This is a genomic window from Paenibacillus amylolyticus (assembly GCF_051136285.1).
Taxonomy (GTDB): Bacteria; Bacillota; Bacilli; order Paenibacillales; family Paenibacillaceae; genus Paenibacillus; species Paenibacillus amylolyticus_F.
Genome location: NZ_CP194938.1, coordinates 4,788,720 through 4,808,890 on the forward strand (window position 1 = coordinate 4,788,720; position 20,171 = coordinate 4,808,890).

At 44.9% G+C, this 20,171-nt stretch carries 20 protein-coding genes; 16 read left to right on the plus strand and 4 right to left on the minus strand.

The genetic code is table 11. The annotated features are described in order from the left end of the window. Nucleotides 1-16: 16 nt before the first annotated feature. Nucleotides 17-1,390 carry an MFS transporter gene (locus ACR8BL_RS20830; protein WP_434749333.1) on the minus strand — a complete coding sequence of 458 codons (1,374 nt, stop codon included), beginning with the start codon at nucleotides 1,388-1,390 and terminating at the stop codon, nucleotides 17-19. 202 nt (nucleotides 1,391-1,592) lie between these two features. On the opposite strand from ACR8BL_RS20830, the gene ACR8BL_RS20835 reads away from it, so the two are divergent. The 6 genes from ACR8BL_RS20835 (at nucleotide 1,593) to ACR8BL_RS20860 (ending at nucleotide 5,850) form a co-directional block, all read left to right on the plus strand. Next, complete coding sequence (locus tag ACR8BL_RS20835; RefSeq protein ID WP_434749334.1) at nucleotides 1,593-1,919, plus strand: ArsR/SmtB family transcription factor; 327 nt, start codon at nucleotides 1,593-1,595, stop codon at nucleotides 1,917-1,919. Between the two features lie 173 nt (nucleotides 1,920-2,092). After that, nucleotides 2,093-2,287, plus strand: a complete 195-nt coding sequence (locus tag ACR8BL_RS20840) for a hypothetical protein (protein WP_434749335.1) — start codon at nucleotides 2,093-2,095, stop codon at nucleotides 2,285-2,287. A 138-nt stretch (nucleotides 2,288-2,425) separates the two neighbouring features. Beyond that, on the plus strand, nucleotides 2,426-3,343 hold the full coding sequence (locus ACR8BL_RS20845) for a helix-turn-helix transcriptional regulator (RefSeq protein WP_434753195.1): 918 nt from the start codon (nucleotides 2,426-2,428) through the stop codon (nucleotides 3,341-3,343). Further along, nucleotides 3,336-4,334, plus strand: a complete 999-nt coding sequence (locus tag ACR8BL_RS20850; RefSeq protein WP_434749336.1) for a hypothetical protein — start codon at nucleotides 3,336-3,338, stop codon at nucleotides 4,332-4,334. The genes ACR8BL_RS20845 and ACR8BL_RS20850 overlap by 8 nt, the downstream gene beginning before the upstream one ends. 66 nt (nucleotides 4,335-4,400) lie before the next feature. Beyond that, on the plus strand, nucleotides 4,401-5,444 hold the full coding sequence (locus ACR8BL_RS20855) for a hypothetical protein (protein ID WP_434749337.1): 1,044 nt from the start codon (nucleotides 4,401-4,403) through the stop codon (nucleotides 5,442-5,444). A gap of 217 nt (nucleotides 5,445-5,661) precedes the next feature. Continuing rightward, nucleotides 5,662-5,850: an aspartyl-phosphate phosphatase Spo0E family protein gene (locus tag ACR8BL_RS20860; protein ID WP_434749338.1), complete on the plus strand. Its 189-nt coding sequence runs from the start codon at nucleotides 5,662-5,664 to the stop codon at nucleotides 5,848-5,850. On the opposite strand, the gene ACR8BL_RS20865 is transcribed toward ACR8BL_RS20860, so the two are convergent. Then, nucleotides 5,822-6,103, minus strand: a complete 282-nt coding sequence (locus ACR8BL_RS20865) for a hypothetical protein (RefSeq protein WP_434749339.1) — start codon at nucleotides 6,101-6,103, stop codon at nucleotides 5,822-5,824. The two genes, ACR8BL_RS20860 and ACR8BL_RS20865, sit on opposite strands and share 29 nt — an antisense overlap. A gap of 448 nt (nucleotides 6,104-6,551) precedes the next feature. Between ACR8BL_RS20865 and ACR8BL_RS20870 the strand changes: the two genes are divergently transcribed. The 4 genes from ACR8BL_RS20870 (at nucleotide 6,552) to ACR8BL_RS20885 (ending at nucleotide 12,317) form a co-directional block, all read left to right on the plus strand. Next, entirely contained in the window at nucleotides 6,552-8,282 is a 1,731-nt protein-coding gene (locus ACR8BL_RS20870) for a DUF6138 family protein (protein WP_434749340.1), read from the plus strand. 88 nt (nucleotides 8,283-8,370) lie between these two features. Next, on the plus strand, nucleotides 8,371-9,420 hold the full coding sequence (locus tag ACR8BL_RS20875; RefSeq protein ID WP_434749341.1) for a hypothetical protein: 1,050 nt from the start codon (nucleotides 8,371-8,373) through the stop codon (nucleotides 9,418-9,420). 555 nt (nucleotides 9,421-9,975) lie between these two features. Then, on the plus strand, nucleotides 9,976-10,131 hold the full coding sequence (locus ACR8BL_RS20880; protein ID WP_434749342.1) for a hypothetical protein: 156 nt from the start codon (nucleotides 9,976-9,978) through the stop codon (nucleotides 10,129-10,131). A 215-nt stretch (nucleotides 10,132-10,346) separates the two neighbouring features. Continuing rightward, a complete protein-coding gene (locus tag ACR8BL_RS20885; RefSeq protein WP_434749343.1) occupies nucleotides 10,347-12,317 on the plus strand; it encodes a hypothetical protein in 1,971 nt (656 codons plus the stop codon). A 152-nt stretch (nucleotides 12,318-12,469) separates the two neighbouring features. Here the strand turns inward: ACR8BL_RS20885 and ACR8BL_RS20890 are convergent, their stop codons facing one another. Next, nucleotides 12,470-13,576: a stalk domain-containing protein gene (locus ACR8BL_RS20890; protein WP_434749344.1), complete on the minus strand. Its 1,107-nt coding sequence runs from the start codon at nucleotides 13,574-13,576 to the stop codon at nucleotides 12,470-12,472. Nucleotides 13,577-13,778: 202 nt separating this feature from the next. On the opposite strand from ACR8BL_RS20890, the gene ACR8BL_RS20895 reads away from it, so the two are divergent. Beyond that, nucleotides 13,779-14,651: a phosphotransferase gene (locus ACR8BL_RS20895; RefSeq protein ID WP_434749345.1), complete on the plus strand. Its 873-nt coding sequence runs from the start codon at nucleotides 13,779-13,781 to the stop codon at nucleotides 14,649-14,651. A gap of 16 nt (nucleotides 14,652-14,667) precedes the next feature. On the opposite strand, the gene ACR8BL_RS20900 is transcribed toward ACR8BL_RS20895, so the two are convergent. Next, complete coding sequence (locus ACR8BL_RS20900) at nucleotides 14,668-14,874, minus strand: hypothetical protein (RefSeq protein WP_434749346.1); 207 nt, start codon at nucleotides 14,872-14,874, stop codon at nucleotides 14,668-14,670. Between the two features lie 399 nt (nucleotides 14,875-15,273). On the opposite strand from ACR8BL_RS20900, the gene ACR8BL_RS20905 reads away from it, so the two are divergent. From ACR8BL_RS20905 to ACR8BL_RS20925, 5 genes are all read left to right on the plus strand, one after another. Then, complete coding sequence (locus tag ACR8BL_RS20905; RefSeq protein WP_434753196.1) at nucleotides 15,274-16,905, plus strand: copper amine oxidase N-terminal domain-containing protein; 1,632 nt, start codon at nucleotides 15,274-15,276, stop codon at nucleotides 16,903-16,905. Between the two features lie 237 nt (nucleotides 16,906-17,142). After that, a complete protein-coding gene (locus ACR8BL_RS20910; protein WP_434749347.1) occupies nucleotides 17,143-17,595 on the plus strand; it encodes a disulfide oxidoreductase in 453 nt (150 codons plus the stop codon). 68 nt (nucleotides 17,596-17,663) lie between these two features. Continuing rightward, a complete protein-coding gene (locus ACR8BL_RS20915; protein WP_434749348.1) occupies nucleotides 17,664-18,107 on the plus strand; it encodes a FixH family protein in 444 nt (147 codons plus the stop codon). A gap of 88 nt (nucleotides 18,108-18,195) precedes the next feature. Further along, entirely contained in the window at nucleotides 18,196-19,692 is a 1,497-nt protein-coding gene (locus ACR8BL_RS20920) for an alpha/beta hydrolase family protein (RefSeq protein ID WP_434749349.1), read from the plus strand. 19 nt (nucleotides 19,693-19,711) lie between these two features. Beyond that, entirely contained in the window at nucleotides 19,712-20,119 is a 408-nt protein-coding gene (locus ACR8BL_RS20925) for a MerR family transcriptional regulator (protein WP_434753197.1), read from the plus strand. The last annotated feature ends 52 nt before the right edge of the window (nucleotides 20,120-20,171 follow it).

Genomic DNA, 20,171 nt, shown 5'->3' on the forward strand with positions numbered 1-20,171 from the left:
TATGCTGTCGTAAACATTATCCTTGGTTCAGAATTTGTTTCCGTGACTGCATTCTCAGATAGATTTGCGAAAAGATAACCGATGCGAGGCCGACTGCCGTCATACCCCAGAAAATAAAGCTGTAAGCCGAAGATAGCTGTATGTTCTGCATCGCGGTCAAAGCAACCCCGGTTACGGCTACGCTGAATGCACCGCTGAAAAATTGACTGAGCTGGAACAATCCCATTCCTGCGCCGACTTGATCCATGGACAGATTGCCTGACAACTCGTTGGATACGCTGGTCGTCAAGGAAGAGAAACCAACGCTGAGCAGCATGTATACAACCATGATGGCATAGATGCTTTGGTCTGCAAACAGAGCGAACAGTCCGGCAGCCGCAAGGAGCAGCCAAGGTGCAAACTTCAGCAGCAACGTATTGCCGTGACGGTCAATCATACGCCCGATGCGGTTGGACAGCAGCATAGATATGAGTGCACCCGGGAAAATCACAAGTCCCGACTGTGCGGGTGTCAGTCCATAGAGATGCGCCAAAACCTGCGGTAGCAGGAACAATGTAGCGAAGTTGTTAATGTACGATACAATACCCAGCGAGCTGAGGATCATATATTTTTTGTCTTTGAAGAGTGCAGGTTGCACAAACGGATCAGCTGCGCGGCGAATGCGGAACCAGAACAGCAGCAGTGCGGTTACCCCAATAATGAGTGTCACGACCTGACGAGAAGTCAGGAATAACAGGATACCGGTTGTACCGATGGCAAGCAAGACCGCGCCGAGCAGGTCAAAGGAACCTTTTTGCGGCGTTTCTCGTGGTAACAGTTTATAAAAAACAGGAATCAAAAATAGGGCTAAACCTGTGACGATAAACAGATCATGCCACCCTAGAAACTGTGTAATGCTGCCGCCCAGTACCGGGCCAAGCCCCAAACCCAGCGAACTGGCGGACATGATGACTGCCATGGATTTACCCCGGCGATCATTCGGAATGTAGCGGGTAATTAGCACGATCGCAAGTCCCGGAACGGAAGCTGCACCTGCCGCCTGAACCAGACGGGCAATGAGCAGGACAATGAAATGGTCACTGAAGAAACCCAAGACAGATGCACTTCCAAGCAGGGTAAGTCCCGTAGTAAACAGGGTACGTATGGGCACAAAATCGGATAAACGGGAGAACGTAATTGAGGAAATCGCAAATACGATAGAATAACCCGTAACAATCCAGGAAGAAGCAACGGAGGTCAGCTTGAATTCAGCCGCAATTTTGGGCAGAGCCAGATTAAACATCATCGTGTTCATTACAACGAGCACAACAGTGAATCCGAGCAACGCCACAATTAATCCTTCCTGTATGCCGGTCCGTTCCATCGGAGTTGCAGTAGCAGTGTTGTTCATAAAAACCTCCTATCATGGTGTGTATTTCGCAACATTTCAGAAACGGTTTGTAACATTTGCAAAATGGTGTATGATGTCAGCCCCTGTGCTTCACACAAGGGATGCATGCGAAATTATAAGTTCGATTGGTGTCGAACATTAGAAATATATCATGGATTTGTGTTAAAATACAATGCATAGTCTGAAAAAAGGAGACTGCCTTATGAAAATTTTACATCATCCGCAAGCGGCCGATATTGAGCTTTCTTCCATACTATATGCGCTCAGCGATCCAACCCGGCTCGGAATTGTAGCCGAAGCCGCCAGAAGCGGGGAGCAACCATGTAGTCATTTTCATGCTCGTGTTGTGAAATCTACGATGTCGCACCATATCCGTACCTTACGGGAGGCGGGTGTGATCCGAGTCCGAGTACAGGGAACACAGCATTTTATTACACTGCGGTCTGAGGATCTGGAAGAGCGATTCCCAGGGTTGCTACAGCCTCTTCTCCAAGCTGCGGCGCAGACAAGTGCAGGTTCGTCCGAATGAATGTCCTTTCTTCCTTATGAAGAAGGGACATTTTTTTATTTTGGGATAGATATGCGCGATGACTCCATATTGACTCGATAAAAAATTGCTCCTGATGCGACATTCTGTGTCGTGCCAGCACCCCTATAATGATGGTGAACACACAAACCCTATTGAAAAGAGGTTCACAACCATTGGCTAAAACAAAAAGAGGTCGCGTTCTGTGGAGTCTTCCGTCCAGAGGACGGGGAACATGTCCAATATGCAAGAGTACACGAATCAAATTGTTGTATACGCAGACGAAAACAGATGGTACGAGTCTGAAAGTTTGCAAAAAATGCTCCAAAGCTGTGCAGTCCAGAGTGGATCTGGCAGAAGCGCATGTGTAGAGCAGACACAGACAATTCGCGTAAGTAAAAGTCATACGGAAAGCCTGTCCAGCCTGTTCTTCGGAACAGGCTATGTCCTTTTGATATAATACAGGAATAAACGTTGGAATGAGTCAGGGGGAGAATCGCTTGAGCAACATGCATCGGATTCATTGGTTTGATGAACAGATTCGAAGCGGGCGTTTTCCGAACAGCGGTGGTTTGGCGCGTCAATTTGAAATCTCTCGGCGTCAGGCGCAGCGTGATATTGAATATATGTTAAATACTCTTCGAGCTCCGTTGATGTATGTAGCCAAGTATCGAGGGTATTGTTACGAGGATCAGACATTCCGCCTGCCGCATTTATATATGACGGATGAGGAGCAGCGTGTTCTGAAATATCTGGCTCATCGGTATCGGCATTATAACTATGATCAATCGGATGCGGTGAAGCGGGTAGCGCATTTGCTGGAACGTTTTACAATGGAGGAGCATCCGTCTGATCAACAGCAGTTCCCGGTGTTTACAGCACAGCCGAGGCAGCTTCAATGGTTTGAATTGTTAACCCATGCCATCCATGATTCACGAAAGGTACATATCTATTACAAGGATCACGAGGGGGAGCATCAGATGACCTTTTATCCTTTGAAGATGACCTCTCAGTTTAATGCAGACTACGTTATTGGTTATGAGACAGACCCGCTGCAACAGACAGCGATTCGGCTGGAAAGCATCGTGCAGCTGATGGTGCTGGATGAACACTTTGAATGCCGTCAGGATGCGTGGATCAGCAATTGGGAGGATACACTGCCTGTGCGCAAACCATTCGTGGCAGAGATTCGTTTTCGGGAAGTACAGCGATCAGAGCTGTGGCAAGGTTACCGTATTCGGAATCAACAAGGGCAGGTCTGTTCCATCGAATTTTATGATGCGGACGTATTCTTGCAGCATCTGTATACAGCGGAATGGGAGGAGCTGCTTTCCCCAGGCTGGCTCAGACGTAAGTTTATGAAACGAACAGAAGAGATCACACGGCGGCTAAACGGGGAATGGGATGGGGGAGAACATCTTGGCTGAAAAAATGCTGGAGCATCTGGTGATGACACGGGAATCCAAGTCATATGTGGACAGCTTACATGCGATTTTGACGCATACAGGTCAATTCCAAGGAGAAAAGTACATGCTTGCAGGGTATACCGGCATGGCCTTTAAATTATCGGTTCATAAGCGATTACTTCCGATGTCCGTAACGGCTTACGGACAGTGGGGAGTGGCGCATCAAGGCGGGATCGATAATCTCGGCCTATTTACAATATATGATGGGGGACGCAGTCGCCATCCGACATTTGCTTATTATCAACAGGATGCTGTGAACTGGGTCAGACGCAGTCTGGATGAAGGCAGAGGTGTCGTCTACTGGATTCCTGAGTTTGGTGTCATTTATGGATATGATGATGCTGATCGGGTCTTTTATGTGCAGGATGGCTGGAGCCAAGAGCCGCTTATTTTACTGTATGATAATTTCGGATTGAATTTCACAGGTTTCTGGTACTGTCAAATCTTCGGTGATCAGGTGCAACTTACGCAGCAGGAGATGGTGCTCGAGTCTTTGCGGCTGGCCACCCAGGATTGGGATATTCCGTATCGTTTGTTACCTGATCATAATATAGCTTCCGGACGGCTGGCGTATGACGTTTGGATTGAGGCACTGCGCTCTGGGGATTACGATGCTTCAGGAGCAGCCTATCTTCTGGATTCGTATTGTCAATCGCGTACTGAAATTCAAATGTATTTACATGATGTTCGCGGATTATGGACTGAACTGGAACAGGCATCGATTTGTTATGAACGCCTTGCTGATCTGATCGGACAGATGAGAAAACATCTGGTGCAGGATGAAAACCGGCTTGTGCTGCGAACGGATGCCAAGGAATATCTAGCACAGTTGTTACAGCATGCGAAGCAGCTCGAAGCGCAGGCGGTTGATTCTTTTCGGCAGATATCTGCGCAGTATGTGGATCGTAAACGGTCTACTGTACCTCGCTGGGGCACACACTCCGCACGGTAGAAGTGGGGCAGAGGGATGGCCGATAAGAAAGGCAGGCAGAATCGATGCAGGAATGAGGGCTTATCAATGAAGAGAATGAGATTCTTGGCTGATTTGGCTGATTCGACTCAACCGACGCCTCAGGGTAACTCGGATAACCCAAGTCATTCAAGCACAGATACATGGCTAAACCAAACAGGCTCCTATACAGATGCGTTATATCGTATTTTATTACACCAGAAGTGGACAGATCTCTCGCATCACATGATTGCAGGTATGACAGCAAGTCTTTTCCGTTTGGTGGTGAATCGTCGTCTGACGACCGAATCGATCTGGGCGTATAATTGGATGGCGGAGAACTTTGTTGCTGCCGATTTCATTGGAGTGACAGCGAGCCAATCTGCCGGATTTTCCTTTGAGCCAACGTTTCCGCTTTATCAGAAGCAAGCTTTGCATGATATCAAAGCTTCTATCGACCGCGGGACAGGGGCTGTGCTGTGGCACGATCAATTTGTGGTAGTTGTCGGATACGACGATGACAAAGAGGTGCTGTTTTTTTGCACAGGGGTTGGTCATGAAGTGATTCGTTTACCCTACTCGGTATTGGGCCTAAATAACTCTCCATATTGGTACTATCAAGTGCTGGAAGCTCACCAATCCATCGATATGTGGGAGGTATGCAAGGAATCGTTAATACAGGCCGTATACAAATGGGAAACGCACGACTATATGCTGCCAGCACAAGATTATGCTTGCGGTTCTGCTGCTTACACCGCCATTCGGGATGTGCTGCAGTCTGGAAACTATGAGAGCGATCAAGCGGCAACGGTGCTTCGCTATTATGCGTATACAAGAGGAGATATAGCCACATATGTTAAAGCACTTAAGCATTTATCGCCGGATATGGATCAAGTGATCGTACAGTACACACAACTTGCAGATATCTATACATCGATTGTTGAAGTGCTTGATGATTCCGTGGCGTGGGATGCAAGAGAACCTGAAAGTGTACAGCGAGTTAGTGAACTTATTCGAAGTGCAGGGGATACGGAACAGGCCGCCATCGATGCGATTAAATATGTTTTTACCGAGACGATAAATAATCGCTCTGCGGATATTGGACTCAGATAATGTTATGTTTCAAAGGCTCAACACCAGCACGGCTTTCAGCCAATCTGGTGTTTTTTGTTATCTAGTGATCGGTTGAGCCGCAAGCCCAAATCGCTGTCTTTTTAAAAAAAAATAAAAAATTCCAAATTAGGGTAATCCAAAATCCATATTGTTCCGAATATTATATTAGATGGTCTTTTTTGGATGAGGATTATACAGCATGATCGGGGGCAGAACGATGGTAAGGAACCCAGAAACCCTGCAGGAATGTATTGAAAAAGCAAGGCAGAGACTCTACCAGATTGCAAATCAATATCCAAATCTGTGGCACCCGGAAGTCATTCGTCAGTCGATGGTGCTGGATGAATTAATTAACGAATATAACCATGCCAGACGATTCACTTCACAATCGAACCATCATAGTTAGGGTCAAGTGTACGAACGGCTGACTGCACCTCAGAAACGAGTCGTTCCCGTTCTTCGTAGAGTGGTTCCTCTTCCTTCTCAAACTGAAAATGAATAGCTTGAATACGGTCTGCAGGCAGTGTTAGGTTTTGAAGTTTTAGTTCAAACAGGAATGAGACGTCGAAGCTCATTCCATCTTGATCCCGGTAAAAATACAAGCTGGAGATATCCTTTTCTTCAAGCTGTAAGATGCCTTGTTCTGTCAACTGCATCATCGTACCCTCCTTCATAGGTATGCCATGTTATCTGTAGTATATAGCGGTTGTGAAGATTCTGGAAAGAGCTGTAATACATAGCCTGAGTATTTTATAATATGAATCATTTTCCGCGTCGTCTGATGGATGGGAGTATGGTCTTTATGTAATCGTACGAAAGTCGGACACGCCACAATTAATTTCATAAATACACCGAAACGGGGCGGCTGACGTCTGAATTCGGTGTTCTTTTTGTGTTTTCTCCGAAGTTTCATGTCGTAAGAACAGACTTGTCATCAGGTTTAGACAGGGAACAACCGTGCGTAAGCCTTATTGTTCTGATTGCAGTTGAACGTGTAAAATATAGGTGGAATGCGAACGTTAATGCGTATTTTTATTTTTCAATAAACAGGTTGCTGAGCCGTTTGGAATAGAAGCGTCAGAGTTTTGAAACAGGAGTACATACAACATGGATGACGGGAAGGCTGGAGATACAATGAAAACAATGCTGGAGCAGGCTTTGGAAGAAATGATTCAGGCCATAAATGATTGGTTTGATGAGCAGGCCGTACGTAGCGATATAGAGCAGACGATCCAACGAACGACACTACAAATGGGCTTATTTAATGATATCTTTGTTCTATATAAGCCGGGGAGAACAATTGTAGATAGCCTCGATATGGGGTGGGATGAAGGTTCCTTGTCGACGCAGACGATCCGGTTTACAGAAGAACTGGTGCGAACCGAAATTCAGCCGCGACTGGTTGAGGTGGTGCAGAAAAGATTGGCTGAATGGGCGAATACACCGCTGATTGATTACCGGTTTACGTTTAGAGGCAAGTTCCCGACGAGTGATGGGATGCTGAAGCTTACGCTGCTGGAATACATCAATGAAGAGAAAAGACAGCAGCTGCTGGAATGGATTCGTACGTATACGGAGCAAAAACTGGAAAATGGCGTATATCCGACCAAACCTCTCGATACGAACTTTTTGGCAAAACACCTGCTTGATCCCGTGTTGTTTCCATCTTTGGATGCGGCATGGATCATCAGACAATATGAACGGATTGAAACGTTAAATCGGGAGCGAAAGGACGCTCTTGCAGAGCACCGCCATACGATCATTTATGCTTTGACGTTATGGGCAGAGCAGCAGTTTTTACCGCAGTATTTCAACGTGCAGATCTCAGATTATCGTGAAAATGAATATACGTTGAAACCGGGTCAGAAGCTGGACGGAAAGCTTAAAGATACGAATAAGGATATGAATCAGAATCAGGCTGAGGGTTCATACCCCATGGATCTGCTACTCTATGCAGCAGTGATGATTCTGCGTTTCGAACCGAGTTACAGCAAGCCAAGGGGGCTCAAGTTTTTGGAACTGGCGAAGCAGCTGGGCAGTGAGCAGGCAGAGCGGATGTTGACAAATGGCAGCGGGGCATACAAGCCGGAAGATACACATCTTAAGTTGGAGCAGGTGGAGTGCCAGGCCAATGATGTTTTTGCACGTATAACGATTGTAATTCACAAGGAAGGCCCAGAGGCATATCAACAGGCGCTTTCCTTTATTATTCATTTGCTGGAGCAGGGTTTCCCCAAGAGTTATCACATCAAGCTGAAATCCAAAGTAAAGCAGTATCTTCCGATCAAAGGGCTTGCCAAATCGGATACACATCGTTTCTTTGCGAATGCTCTGGAGTATCCTGAGCTGCATCCACTTCTGGAGCAATACGCGCGGGTGGCCATCCAGGAATTTGAGTTCTATGGCGATACCGAAGGGGAGAAAAATGGGATGCCGGGCAGTTATGCTGTCTTTGGACTTGGACTTTCGAGTGAACAGTATTTTCCTCTGATTAACGATTACATGGGACAGGTCGATGATGAACATCAGATGATTCAGGACAAGTTTATCGTTGCGTTTGTTGAAAAGTATGGGGTGACAGTAGACTCTGTGCCGGTTCTTGTACAGAGCTTGCGTCGTTCAACGGATGGACTGAAGCTTAAGTTGCTGCCGGAGTTCGAGCAGAATGAGAAGCTTGAATGGCTGCTGGGACAGGTTGAGGAGTTGGAATCGCATGAGGTGCAGCGTGTGCTCTACCCGATCTTTGGCAAGCCTGAAAAGCTGGTAGCGATGGCACGCAAGGCGGATGGGAAACGAAAGGAATTATTACTACAGTTGTCGCAGGCCGCGGGGAAGTAACGATCAGTTATCGATCGAATGAATGAGCTTGGCGATCCATTAAATAATGCAGTAGACACCATGAGATGTGATGAGAGGTGGGATTGAGATGGAAGCATTAACGAGAAATGTCTGGCAAGGCCTGTCCGAGCAGGACAAGCAAGAGTGGATGCGCCGCATTGAGCTTCAACTGCCTGAAGGCATGAAGTATGAGGGGTTACAAACGTTTGAACGATATGGGCAGCGGACTCAGACCGGAGCGTTTACGCACGATGAACAGCGATTCGTATTTGTTCCAGGTGATCAGGTAACATTGGGCTGGGAAAAGTGGCATAACGGAATGGATGAGGAAACTTCTGAGGAACTGCATGAAACCGTTAGTGAATATGGAGTACAGAATGTCGATTCATTTTTGGCTAGTCAGATGTCACCTGTTAGAGAAGTCAACATCGGCCCCATGCTTGTAGAATGTGAGACAATCTCCTTAGGGTGGATTGAGGTTACCGAGGAAGAAGCGTTTGCTCAGGAGTATGAAGATTTCCCTAAGGCCTTGGCCGAATTCAAGGAATCAGGGCTGAATGAATATGAACTTCACCTGGTATTTAAACTGATTCAAGACAGAGGAGAGGTTCGAATTCTCTGGTTTAATGAAGGGATCGAGTTGGAGGACATTGTAAGGGAAGAAACGGCAGACGGGTTTAGTTTGTTGACAGAAGATGAGTGGGAGTACGTATATGGAGGCGGCTGCCGCACGTTATTTCCATGGGGGGATAGCTTTGACTATACGATGAGATTAAGGCATTTGGGGAAGCCGGAGAGACCGGTTCAGTCTGAGCAAGCGTCGGTTAATACAGAAACAGATGGAGAAAATCATCACCTTTATGATCTGGAGTTGTCGAACTTCTTCGGTGTACAGTTTGCTGGAGATCCATACAAATATGAGCTTACACTGGGTGCAGATGGAGAAGTGATGCCAAAAGGTGGAGATGGCGGGGCTCTGATCTGTGGAGGAACTGGGCCATTACTTAGTTTCCTTCCTTCTGCTTCGGTATTTTTCCGGGACGTGAATGTGGATGACCTGGATTGGGAGGATTTGATGGACGCTCTGTATTATCGCCGAGTGATCCGTCTGGCGGATATGAAATTGGATGGCGAATAACAATCGTTCCGAACCTTCGGCACATAAAACAAATGTTGCTACTGGCGTGATCATGTATGAGGGGACGTCATATCCCGAGAAACGTTCCAGGATTATCTGGTAATCTATGCATCCGATGGAATTCGGCTCAGTGCCGGCACGCTGGTTCTGTTTTTCCTGAATGTATTTCTGCTTATTCCGATCTTTAGTGTTCCATATCAATCTCTTTATGCGTATCTTCTTTTGCCACCATTAGCGATCATGAACCTGTGGGCCATCGCTCTAATTATTGCTCCACGCAGACTTCAATTCAATTATGTATTGTTTCGTGGTGTTTTTGGACTTGTTTGTTCAGTCAGTTTTATGGTGGTTATACAGAAGTTTGCTTACGGGACGTTGGGCATGACAACGCCATGGTATGTGATTGGTTCTTTCGTGGTGTATGTATTTACTTTAATACAATATGTGAGGTTTCGTTTACAAAAATTAAAGCAGTCGCCTCGGCCTAACAAAATAGACAAAAACTTCAGGATGCCTATCGCTGTCATAGCCGTGATTTCAGGAGGGACCTACCTGATGGCTAACATTTCACTGGCTGTCGTTACAGAACAGACCGTAGTCGTTATTTTGATTTGCGTATATAACATGCTTATCTTTGTTGTGTTTCACTTTGTCATGGACTTGCATCGGTATTACTGGCTGCGCCGAGTCATGAATAAACCTGAAGTGTAGTGCAGAATGACCAGACTTCGTCACTAGACGGAAGGAATCATTCGGTAGAGCTGGAGCAGGTATAAGGCTTTGTTAAAATGAAGCTGTACGAACATCTCGTTTTTGATTTCTGAAATAATTTTCATATATGGAATAAATAGTGATGAAACTTTTAGATAAAGGAAATATACTTAACAAGTCTCAATCCAATCCATTATATAGAGAAGGAGTTAAGTATGTCCAAAGAGTATAAGTTGTTTGTAGTCAGTGTTGTTGTTATGTTTGTGTTGATGTCTAACGTGTATGGATTCTCCAAGGCATCCGCTACCTCTCTAGCTCCAAGTGCACAGGCTGGAGAACGAGTGAACTCATCTGCGGATCGGGTTCAACATAACATTCGTTTTGCGATCCGAGGCACCGAAGTAGCGGTTACGACAGTGAAGACTAGTTTTGATACTGGAGAAATGAAAAGAAATGAGTACCATTTTACAGACCCGGCAGTTCTTCCGCGAATACATACCGGTTTGACGACAACCTCTCACCATTATGATCCGATCGTCAGTGATACACCAGCAGGTTTAAAAGGATACATCGTTTATTATGCAACGGAAAAGAACCAGCAATACTATGTTTTGTATGAGTATGATTATAGCTCGAACACACTTCGCAAGGTTCATGAGAGTGAAAATCGGATTTTTCTGGAGCCTCAGCTTGGCATGTTTTATACGATGTACGAGAAAAATGTATTCAAGTATCAGTATTACTCCATAGTAACGGGGAAAAAAGTATATACAAACGGGAAAATATTTAAAGAAAGAGAGATTACTGACACGAAATATGCGGTATCTCCAATACCACAGAATCGTAATTTCGGGGTATATTGCACAGCAACGTTAAAAGATTGTCATTATCTGGAATATGGTGGAGTAAAGGGACAGAAGGCCAAAGTCAGCAATTTACAGATGATGCATGATATGAAGACAAAGCTGACATCAAAAACATTCCTGGCAAGTTCGGATGTGCAACTTAGCGTTTCGCATGGAAATGTACATGATCGGAAATCGGACTGGATGGTGATTGCGACCAAAAATGGCAAAAAAACAACGCTGATAAAAGAGCGTGTTGGCTATGTGCATTCCTTTATTTCTCCTGAAAGAAAGACATTGGTATTGGTTACGGAGAGTGGTCTGGATAGTAAAATGGAATCATCCAAAGTACATGTCTACGATCTAAAAACACTAAAGAAAATTCGCTCCTATGATTCACCGTATAAAGCTCGTACAGAAAGCATCCAATGGGTTACCGAGGATGAGTATGTGATTGAACAATACTTCTCCAACCCAGGCGGGTACCCGCCATCCTTATATGTTATTTCAGAGAATAAACATCTCAAATTGAAGTATGACACCTATCGTGACTGGAAAAATCACTGGAATTCGTTTCAGTTCTCAACTATGTTCTTTCCAATGGAGCCTGTAGCGATTAAGTCCGGCAATGGGGTATTAGAGTATAAAGGGCAGCCATCCTTCTATATGGGAGGTCAGAACTATGTTCCTTTACAAGAATTTACACAAGCCTTCCATATTCAATATCAGCTTAGCCAAGACCGGATTACCTTTACTCGTGGGCAACGCTCTTCAAGCATAAACAAACCTTCAAGCCAATGGGTAACCTTATACAATCAGACCTTCATTCCATTAGGTCAATGGAATAGGGATCTGGGATTGAAAGTTTCAGAAACGAAGGTTGGAATTCATAGTACAGAATTGATTATGAGTGATGAAGAAAAGGGTACTGAACTGGCTATGGCTCCTAAAGATCTCGCGTTTCGTGCATATGCACGATGGATGAATAGTGTTGGTGACGGTTACCAGTTAGATAGGGTAAACACAAGAACAGTGGAATCAACAGTAACGGACCGATTAGAAAGTGTAGTGTTGAATTTTGACGGAACGATCACGTATGATTATCCTGAATCAACTTTGACTGAGTTATGGTTTACCAGTCAGGATTTTAATACAGTCATCGGAACCTTGTCTGTATCCGATATTCCCGAGAAAAAGTGGGGGTTCACCACAGCTAAAATCCCTGCGAATGTAATACAAGACGGAATTGTGAATGTAATTGTTCCCGGGAAAAAAGGAATTTCAACCTATGTGTACTCGGTGAAACTTCCGGCCCCGTTTGATAAAAACAAATTTGAATAGGCATGATCACAGGTACAGCCTCCGGCTGTACCTTTTTCATAAACAAAATATACATACCAGATCGGCCCCGAAGTCTGGAGAACGGAAGAGCCGATCTAGTATGTGTGTTGTTTTTCATACTTATTGTATGTGTTACATCAAATAAGGAACGTTTATTTTACTTTTTGCACAGCTACTGCCATTTGCTCCAGTTGAATATGCGTCAATTGGTTATTTGGCGAGCTAAGTGTGACATAACGATCATCCAGCTTGAAAGTAAGCATGTCGGTTTTATCCGGTGTGTACCATTTCGCAGATACGCCGTTAGGCAGTTTTACCGTGTTGCCGTCATAACTGAACGAATAGTCTCTAGGAGATACCGCTACATTCATTCGGTTGAATACAAAGTTCACACCATCACCGCCTGCACCAACACTTTTGAATGCATCTCCCGCAACCATATGTTGTGGTGCATAAGCAGTGGTGAAGCCATCGAATTGAGCAAATGATTTACGGATATTATCAAGTTGCTGTTTGGAGTAATTTACATTTTCAAAAGCAGTAACGCCTTGATCATTGTCGCCCTTTACTTTTTGTACAGACACAGCCACTTGTTGCAACTGCGCTTGGGACAGCTTATGATCTGGCGAGCTAAGGGTGACATAACGATCATCCAGCTTGAAGGTCAACATGCCGATATCGCTTGGTGTATACCATTTTGCACTAACACCGTTGGACAGTTTAACCTCTTTGCTCGTGTAGCCGTCCGAATAGTCTCTAGGAGAAACATCCACCTTCATATGGTTGAAAATGAAGCTTACACCGTCGCCAGCGGCAACACTTTTGAACATATCACCTGCAGTCATCTGCTGCGGAGCATACGCTGTCTCAAAGCCATCGAATTGAGCAAAAGCTTTTTGGATTGCTTCTTTCTGCGCTGCGGTATAGGTTACATTTGTCAGTGCAGATGGATTGTTATTCGTTTGACCGATAATGACTTGTTTCTTTGCACCATCGTACGTTACAGGCACATGAAGTGCATCGGCAAGCGCACGTACTGGCAGATAAGTTGAGTTGTTATACGTGATGGTTGCAAGTTTTTTACCATTACCGTCCGTTGGTGTGTATGCTGCACCGTCTACGTTAAAGCTGATTCCATGATTCAGGTAGGCTGAAATTTTCTCCAGTTGTGTACCGGCAAAAACACCAGCTGCTCCTGTTAAGGTCATACCCAGTACCATCATCGTAACTACGGATTTCTTCATGTTCTTTTTCATCATATATCTCTCCTTTAGGTTGTGGTTGTTTGTTGTCTTGCTGTTCCTTATGGCTTTATATTACCCCCCGAACTTATCCAGAATAATTCTGAATTATCTCCAACTTGTAAACATGTGTAACGATCTTTGCATCATAACGGACAGAGTCATGTAAAAGTCACAGAAGAAGCATCTTGTTTGAGTTTCATATCAGGGAGGGAAATGGATGAATCATCGCATTATTGAAGAGCTTTATGATATTGGTCGAATACATTGCGTGGAAGTGATGAAACAGGGGACAAGCTCTGAAGCAAAGTGCATTGAGTCTTCAGCAGGTAGATTTGTGTTGCGTAAACTTAGAAATGAGCAGCAGGCTGTAAACGAAGAGAGACTTCAACACGTTCTGTCATTACAAAACATCTCTCCAGCACTGGTGATTGCGCGGAACGGGTTGTCCTATGTTCATTTGAATGATGAAATTTATAATTTGCAGTACTACGTGGAAGAAACGGTACCGTACGATCAGGCAACGGTAGATTTTGTTGGATTCGGGAATATGCTTGCTCGCTTCCACCATTCTGCTCACAAGCTTGAAATTATTGACCAGCCAGATCGCTTTGCATTGTCTCTATTATGGTCACAAGTCTGTGACGAAGTAAGGGAATCTTCGTCAGCTATCGCCAATTCACTTGCGGAACAGGTGGAGCAAGGTATGAGATATGTCGTGAGAGATGAGACCGTTACACACGGTGATCTGGGTGTATGGAATATGTTATTTACGAAACAAGGGACGTTTTTGATTGATTTCGGAGAAGTCAGAAGAGGTGATTCACATTTTGATATAGCTGCCGTACTAACTTCGATGATATCTATAACGGCAACAGAGAATGAATGTTTCTCGGTGTTGAAAGATGTGATGGAAGGTTATGCTGAAGCTGGAGGACTACTTACAAAAGAACGGTTGTATGAACAAATCCACCTTTGGGTGCTGCGCGGCTGGTTGGCGTTGATCAGGGAGAGGGGAGTTACCTCCCCGATGGTGGAGTATATTGAGCAAGGCATGCGAAGAGTTACCACTTTCAAGAAGATGTTGCTTTAGTGTTCATGGAACCCAATCAATTGTACAAAAACAGGACAAACCCGCCTATGCCCAATACTACGGCGCCGACGTATACATATGTAAGTTTACTCAGATTTTGCCGTGTACGGCGATCATATTCGGGGTTACTGATGCGATTGGCTTTCGAATTACCGATGATAAGTGTAGCAATTCCGCCGAATAAGGCGATGCCGATAACCAAAGCATAAGGTAGCCAAGTCATGAGTTGACCTCCTTTTCCAGTCGATGGAGAGCGTTTGACTCTATTGTATCTCAGGTTTACTCGCAATGTAAGCTATTATTGAGAAATATAGGAAATTTGTGTGATCTGAATTTAAAGGATTCACATGCACATGCACATGTAGATGGAAGTATGAATTAAATCCATACGCGATATTACAGCTTGAGTTGTGTATTTTAGACTCGGATCACTAGAATTTTAAATTTATTTAAATGAAAAAACATAGATGTATCAAGCATTTGCGGATTTCTTTACTGAAAGCTGCAATTTTTTTTGTCTGCGGAGTGATCCAGAATGGAGAACCGTGCGTTACACCTTATGAAGATAACGACAAAGAAACAAAGGAACAAAAACATACTTAAGGAGTGACACACAATGAAGATGAAAATGAAAACATTTATTGCACCAGTACTTAGCTTGTCGCTGTTAATGCCAGGAATCGCGGGAGCTGCTTCTGCCCCACAGACTTCCACTTCCATGACGATGATGAAAGCATCCGTGAACACCCCTGCGGCTGACCTGAGAGCAAATCTGGATCATCTGTTGTCCGAGCACTTTGCTCTTGCGGTGACAGCTATGGCGAAAGCTTATGATGGAGCCAAAGATGCAGATGCCGCTTACAAAGCACTCGATCAAAATGCACTGGATATGCAACCGGCAATCGCTTCCCTCTATGGTGAGGCGGGTGCCAAAGAATTCGAACGGATCTTCCGTGCACATAACAAATACACCGATGATCTGGTGAAAGCAACCAAGATGGGTAACCAGGCTGGCATCAAGCAAGCTCAGGATAACATCAACGGATTCGTAGATGAATTCTCCACCTTCCTGAGCACGGCTACAGAAGGTAAATTGCCTAAAAATGCTGCTAAACAAGCATTGAAAGTGCATGAAGACCTCGTGCAAAAAGTATTTGATGAGTACGTAGCCGGAGATTACACGGATGCTTACAAAGCTTATCGTGAAGGTTTCAAGGAAATGTTTGACGTAAGTAAAGCACTTTCCACTGCAATTACTACACAAATGCCTGAGAAGTTTAACAACACCAAAGCGGATACCAAAGCAGCTGATCTGAGATCTGCACTCAACCACTTGGCTTCGGAACACTTTGCGCTTTCCGCTCTGCAAATGCAAGAGCAATATGATGGACGCACAGCAGCATCGAATGCCCTCGTAACCGCAGAAGCTGGAAATACAGCGGACTTCAAAGCTGCGATTGCTTCTATTTATGGTAATGAAGGCGCGAATGCGTTTGAAAAAATCTGGGTGACTAACCATGTTAATGCTCAGAGTGATTATGTTAAAGCTGTAAAAGATAATGATGCTACCGCACGTGCAGCTGTGCAAAAACGGATCGACGGCTTCACAACGGAGTTTGCTACATTCCTGGATTCCGCAACAGCAGGCAACCTGCCAAAAGCAGCAGGACAACAAGCGCTGACAACGCATGAAAATCAAGTGCAAAAAGTGCTGGATCAATATGCAGCTGGCAACTATGATGCTTCTTACACCACAAATCGCGAAGGTTACAAAGTGATGTTCGGGGTAGGTCAAGCGCTCGGTAATGCGATTGTGACTCAGTTCAACGACAAATTCCAAGAGACAGCACCAACACCAGCGCCAGCGCCAGACATGACAACCGTTTGGATGAAGCTGAACAGCAAAATGCTGAAAATTAATGACAAAACAACGAACATGGACACTACACCTGTGCTATGGAAAAATACAACATATATCCCTTTGCGTTTCCTGAGTGAAGGTATTGGCGCAACGGTGAAATGGGATAAAAAAGCGCAACAAGTTACCGTTATGGCTGGTGATGATACACTCGTATTCTGGGTGAACAACACGGTCATGGAAGTCAACGGTATGAAGAAAAACGTAGGTTCTACTGTCTTTGTTAACAACGACGGACGTACACAAGTACCGCTGCGTTTCATTGCAGAATTGCTACAATGGAATGTGAAATGGGCTCAAAAAGATGGTTCCATTACACTGACCAAAGCAATGTAAGGCAAGCGTAATGCAAAATCAACACTGTGATTCAATACACGTTATAAGTTGATATAATCAATCTCACATTCAAACTGAAAAAGCTGCCCATGTGGCAGCTTTTTTGTATTCACCTGAAAGAGCAAATATTTGGTATAATTAATCGCGTAATCAATTACATAAGCATTCAGTGAACTCAAGGAATACAAAGTAATGTTTAATGATTCAAAATGAACAATGAAAGAGGAGGACAGAGGTATGAGTGCAACATCCAATTCAGAGAAGCCTGCACGGAGTGTAGATACCCGATTATTTATTGCTTGGGCTGTGTCTGTTATTGCAACCTTGGGAAGTCTTTATTTAAGTGAGATTAAGCAGTTTCTGCCATGTGATCTGTGCTGGTTCCAGCGTATCTTTATGTATCCGTTAACGATTCTGCTTGGTATTGCGTACTTCAAGGATGATGTGGGAATCGCCAAGTACGTGCTCCCGCTCAGCTTTATCGGGGGCGGCATTTCCTTGTATCACGTAACGATTCAGCGCATCTTCTCGGCTACCGGCAACGCGGTGGCATGTGGCAAAGTACCATGTTACACCGATTATTTGAACTGGTTTGGTTTTATCACGATTCCGCTGCTGGCTCTGATCGCATTTATCATCATTATCGTCATGCTGTGGGGAATCGGCAAAACACCTAAATCTTCTATCTAAGCGTTCTTCTTAAATTTTCTGTCTAAATGTTCTTCTTAAATCTTCTTACTCAGAAAGGACCAATGGTGATGAAGGGACAAGCTCACTGGTTTACGCCTTTACTCATACTGATTTTTATCCTCGCTGGCTGCTCTTATACGGAGCAGTCCGCCTCAGGCGAGATGCCAGAGATGATTCGAGTGAAACTGATGATACCCGATCAGGCGAAGGTGAACGAAGAGGTCGCTTTGCAGATCAAACTGACCCAGGGAGACCAGCCTGTAGATAACGCAGATCATGTACAGTTCCAAATCTGGAACGAACAGAACGAACCTGTAGCACCTTCCATCGAACAAGGCATGATGAGTGCCGATGAGCTTGAGGCTCGCGGGGCAGTCAAGGCTAGTTCGGCAGGCGATGGGGTATATGAAGTGAAACACACATTTCAGGAGCCGGGTGTATACGTGGTTCAGGCACACGTAACCTCAGGTGCAATGCACACGATGCCACGTACGAAGGTAACCGTCGAATAATTTTCATATGAATTTAACTTCATCCTTGACCTTGAAGTATACTTCAAGGTTTATTCTTGTTGTAACAACAACGTTTGGAGGAAAAATCATGAAATTATTCGAATGGATTTTCGTACTTGTCACGATAGCTGGGGCGCTAGGTTTACCGTTTTATACGAAACAGCGGAAGCTTGCGATAGGCATGCTCACTGCCTTGATCATCGCATTTCTGTTGCACGCTATCTTGGATTCACTGCGCGTAATGTTATTGCCATCTTACATCGTTGCGCTCGTACTCTTTACCCTGTTAATCATTCAAGTGATTAAATGGACTCGTAGTGTCGGAAGCATAGCACCGGTACCACACAAGAAAAAGTTAACATGGCGTACCTGGCTTCGAAGCTTGTTCATCCTCATTCTGGCTGCTTTCTCCGGTGTTGGATCAGGCCTGCTCACCAGGTATTTCCCGGCATTTACGATGCCTAAGCCAACGGGGCAATTGGCCATCGGTACATTTTCGCAGCAGATCGTGGATGAATCCCGTGAAGAGACTCTTTCACCTGAAGCCGGAGACAAACGGAAACTAATGATTAATGTATGGTATCCAGTCGATCCGGAGGCTGCAAAAGGCATTAAACCGGAGTCATACCCTGCGGAATTGGGAGAAGCCATCAGTCTGGTGTTTGGCATCCCGCCTCAAGTATTCAGTTATCTGGATACGATACCGACACATGTGGTGAAAGGTGCAGCGATGTCTAATGCACGCAGCTCTTATCCTGTTGTGCTGTTCTCTCCTGGTGTTCGGTCTGCACGTTTCCAGAGTATGACTGCGGTTGAGGAACTGGTCAGTCACGGTTATATTGTCGTAGGGATGGATCATCCCTATACGTCGGCTCGTGTAACCTTCCCGGACGGGCGTGCAGTTTCTTATGATGCTGGACCTGAGTTCGCAACCTCGGAAGAACTGTATCAATATAACGTGCAGGGGGTAGGGATTCGTGCAGCAGATGCCCGTTTTGTGCTCGACACGCTTGAACAGTGGAATGTGTATGATCCGAATCAGGTGCTGGAAGGCAGGCTTGATCTGAGCCACACAGGCATTATGGGACATTCGTATGGCGGGGCGACAACAGCAGAAGCATTGGCACAGGATGAACGTTTTCATGCAGGGCTCAGCTTGGAAGGTGGATTCTGGGGCAGTGTTTCCAAGTCGTCGCTAAAACAGCCTTTTATGTACATCATGTCTGGCAAGACAGCTAAAAGTCTGGGACCCAATCCTACCGAGCATGAGAAGGTATCCTATCCCGAATTTGAACCTGATCTGAAACAGGTGATGAAGAACAGTCTGAATGATACCTATTATCTGACCGTGGATGGATTTTTCCATCAGAGTTTTACCGATATTGCATTAATATCACCACGTTTGTTTGCCAAAGACATGTCTGCGGAGCATAATATCGATATAACGAGAAGTTATGCACTTGCCTTTTTTGACCGTTATCTGAAAGGGAAAGCACAGCCACTACTACAAGGAAGTTCGGAGAAATTCTCTGAAGCATCTTATGATAACGAGTATACAAAGATACGTAACCAACAAGCGAAATAAGTCTTTAGAAAAGGTGGAGATGGGTGTGGATACCATGACAAGAGGTCAACTGGCCAAAAAGACGGGGGTAACTATGGCAACACTTCGTTATTATGAGGACAGCGGTATACTTCCCAATCCTCATCGATCCTCCAATGGATATCGCGTGTACACCGAGGATTATCTGGTCAAAGTCAAATTTATCAAGGATGCACAGATGCTTGGTTACTCACTCAAAGAAATACAGGAGACCTTGCAGCTGCTGAGCAATGAAGATATGGAAAAAGACACGTTGAAAACACTTGTCCGTGAGCGTATAGCTGACATTCAGCAGCACATGGATCATCTGGAGCAGATGCAGAAACATCTGGCCGGATTGTTGCTTACACCAGAGGACGATATCGACAGTTATATTCAGTCCTTTAGAGTGGACAAGAAAGAGCCGTGATCACGGCTCTTTCTTCTATTTAAAGAGCAAACAAGCAATTTTTAGCGAGCAG

Excerpts from the sequence above, each read along its gene's own strand:
- ACR8BL_RS20880 (WP_434749342.1), top strand. The coding sequence starts at position 9,976 with ATGGCTAACATTTCACTGGCTGTCGTTACAGAACAGACCGTAGTCGTT.
- ACR8BL_RS20860 (WP_434749338.1), top strand. The coding sequence starts at position 5,662 with ATGGTAAGGAACCCAGAAACCCTGCAGGAATGTATTGAAAAAGCAAGG.
- ACR8BL_RS20900 (WP_434749346.1), bottom strand. The coding sequence starts at position 14,874 with ATGACTTGGCTACCTTATGCTTTGGTTATCGGCATCGCCTTATTCGGC.
- ACR8BL_RS20870 (WP_434749340.1), top strand. The coding sequence starts at position 6,552 with ATGGATGACGGGAAGGCTGGAGATACAATGAAAACAATGCTGGAGCAG.
- ACR8BL_RS20925 (WP_434753197.1), top strand. The coding sequence starts at position 19,712 with ATGGGTGTGGATACCATGACAAGAGGTCAACTGGCCAAAAAGACGGGG.
- ACR8BL_RS20905 (WP_434753196.1), top strand. The coding sequence starts at position 15,274 with ATGAAAATGAAAACATTTATTGCACCAGTACTTAGCTTGTCGCTGTTA.
- ACR8BL_RS20855 (WP_434749337.1), top strand. The coding sequence starts at position 4,401 with ATGAAGAGAATGAGATTCTTGGCTGATTTGGCTGATTCGACTCAACCG.
- ACR8BL_RS20845 (WP_434753195.1), top strand. The coding sequence starts at position 2,426 with ATGCATCGGATTCATTGGTTTGATGAACAGATTCGAAGCGGGCGTTTT.
- ACR8BL_RS20885 (WP_434749343.1), top strand. The coding sequence starts at position 10,347 with ATGTCCAAAGAGTATAAGTTGTTTGTAGTCAGTGTTGTTGTTATGTTT.
- ACR8BL_RS20865 (WP_434749339.1), bottom strand. The coding sequence starts at position 6,103 with ATGATGCAGTTGACAGAACAAGGCATCTTACAGCTTGAAGAAAAGGAT.
- ACR8BL_RS20875 (WP_434749341.1), top strand. The coding sequence starts at position 8,371 with ATGGAAGCATTAACGAGAAATGTCTGGCAAGGCCTGTCCGAGCAGGAC.
- ACR8BL_RS20920 (WP_434749349.1), top strand. The coding sequence starts at position 18,196 with ATGAAATTATTCGAATGGATTTTCGTACTTGTCACGATAGCTGGGGCG.
- ACR8BL_RS20895 (WP_434749345.1), top strand. The coding sequence starts at position 13,779 with ATGAATCATCGCATTATTGAAGAGCTTTATGATATTGGTCGAATACAT.
- ACR8BL_RS20915 (WP_434749348.1), top strand. The coding sequence starts at position 17,664 with ATGAAGGGACAAGCTCACTGGTTTACGCCTTTACTCATACTGATTTTT.
- ACR8BL_RS20835 (WP_434749334.1), top strand. The coding sequence starts at position 1,593 with ATGAAAATTTTACATCATCCGCAAGCGGCCGATATTGAGCTTTCTTCC.
- ACR8BL_RS20890 (WP_434749344.1), bottom strand. The coding sequence starts at position 13,576 with ATGATGAAAAAGAACATGAAGAAATCCGTAGTTACGATGATGGTACTG.
- ACR8BL_RS20830 (WP_434749333.1), bottom strand. The coding sequence starts at position 1,390 with ATGAACAACACTGCTACTGCAACTCCGATGGAACGGACCGGCATACAG.
- ACR8BL_RS20910 (WP_434749347.1), top strand. The coding sequence starts at position 17,143 with ATGAGTGCAACATCCAATTCAGAGAAGCCTGCACGGAGTGTAGATACC.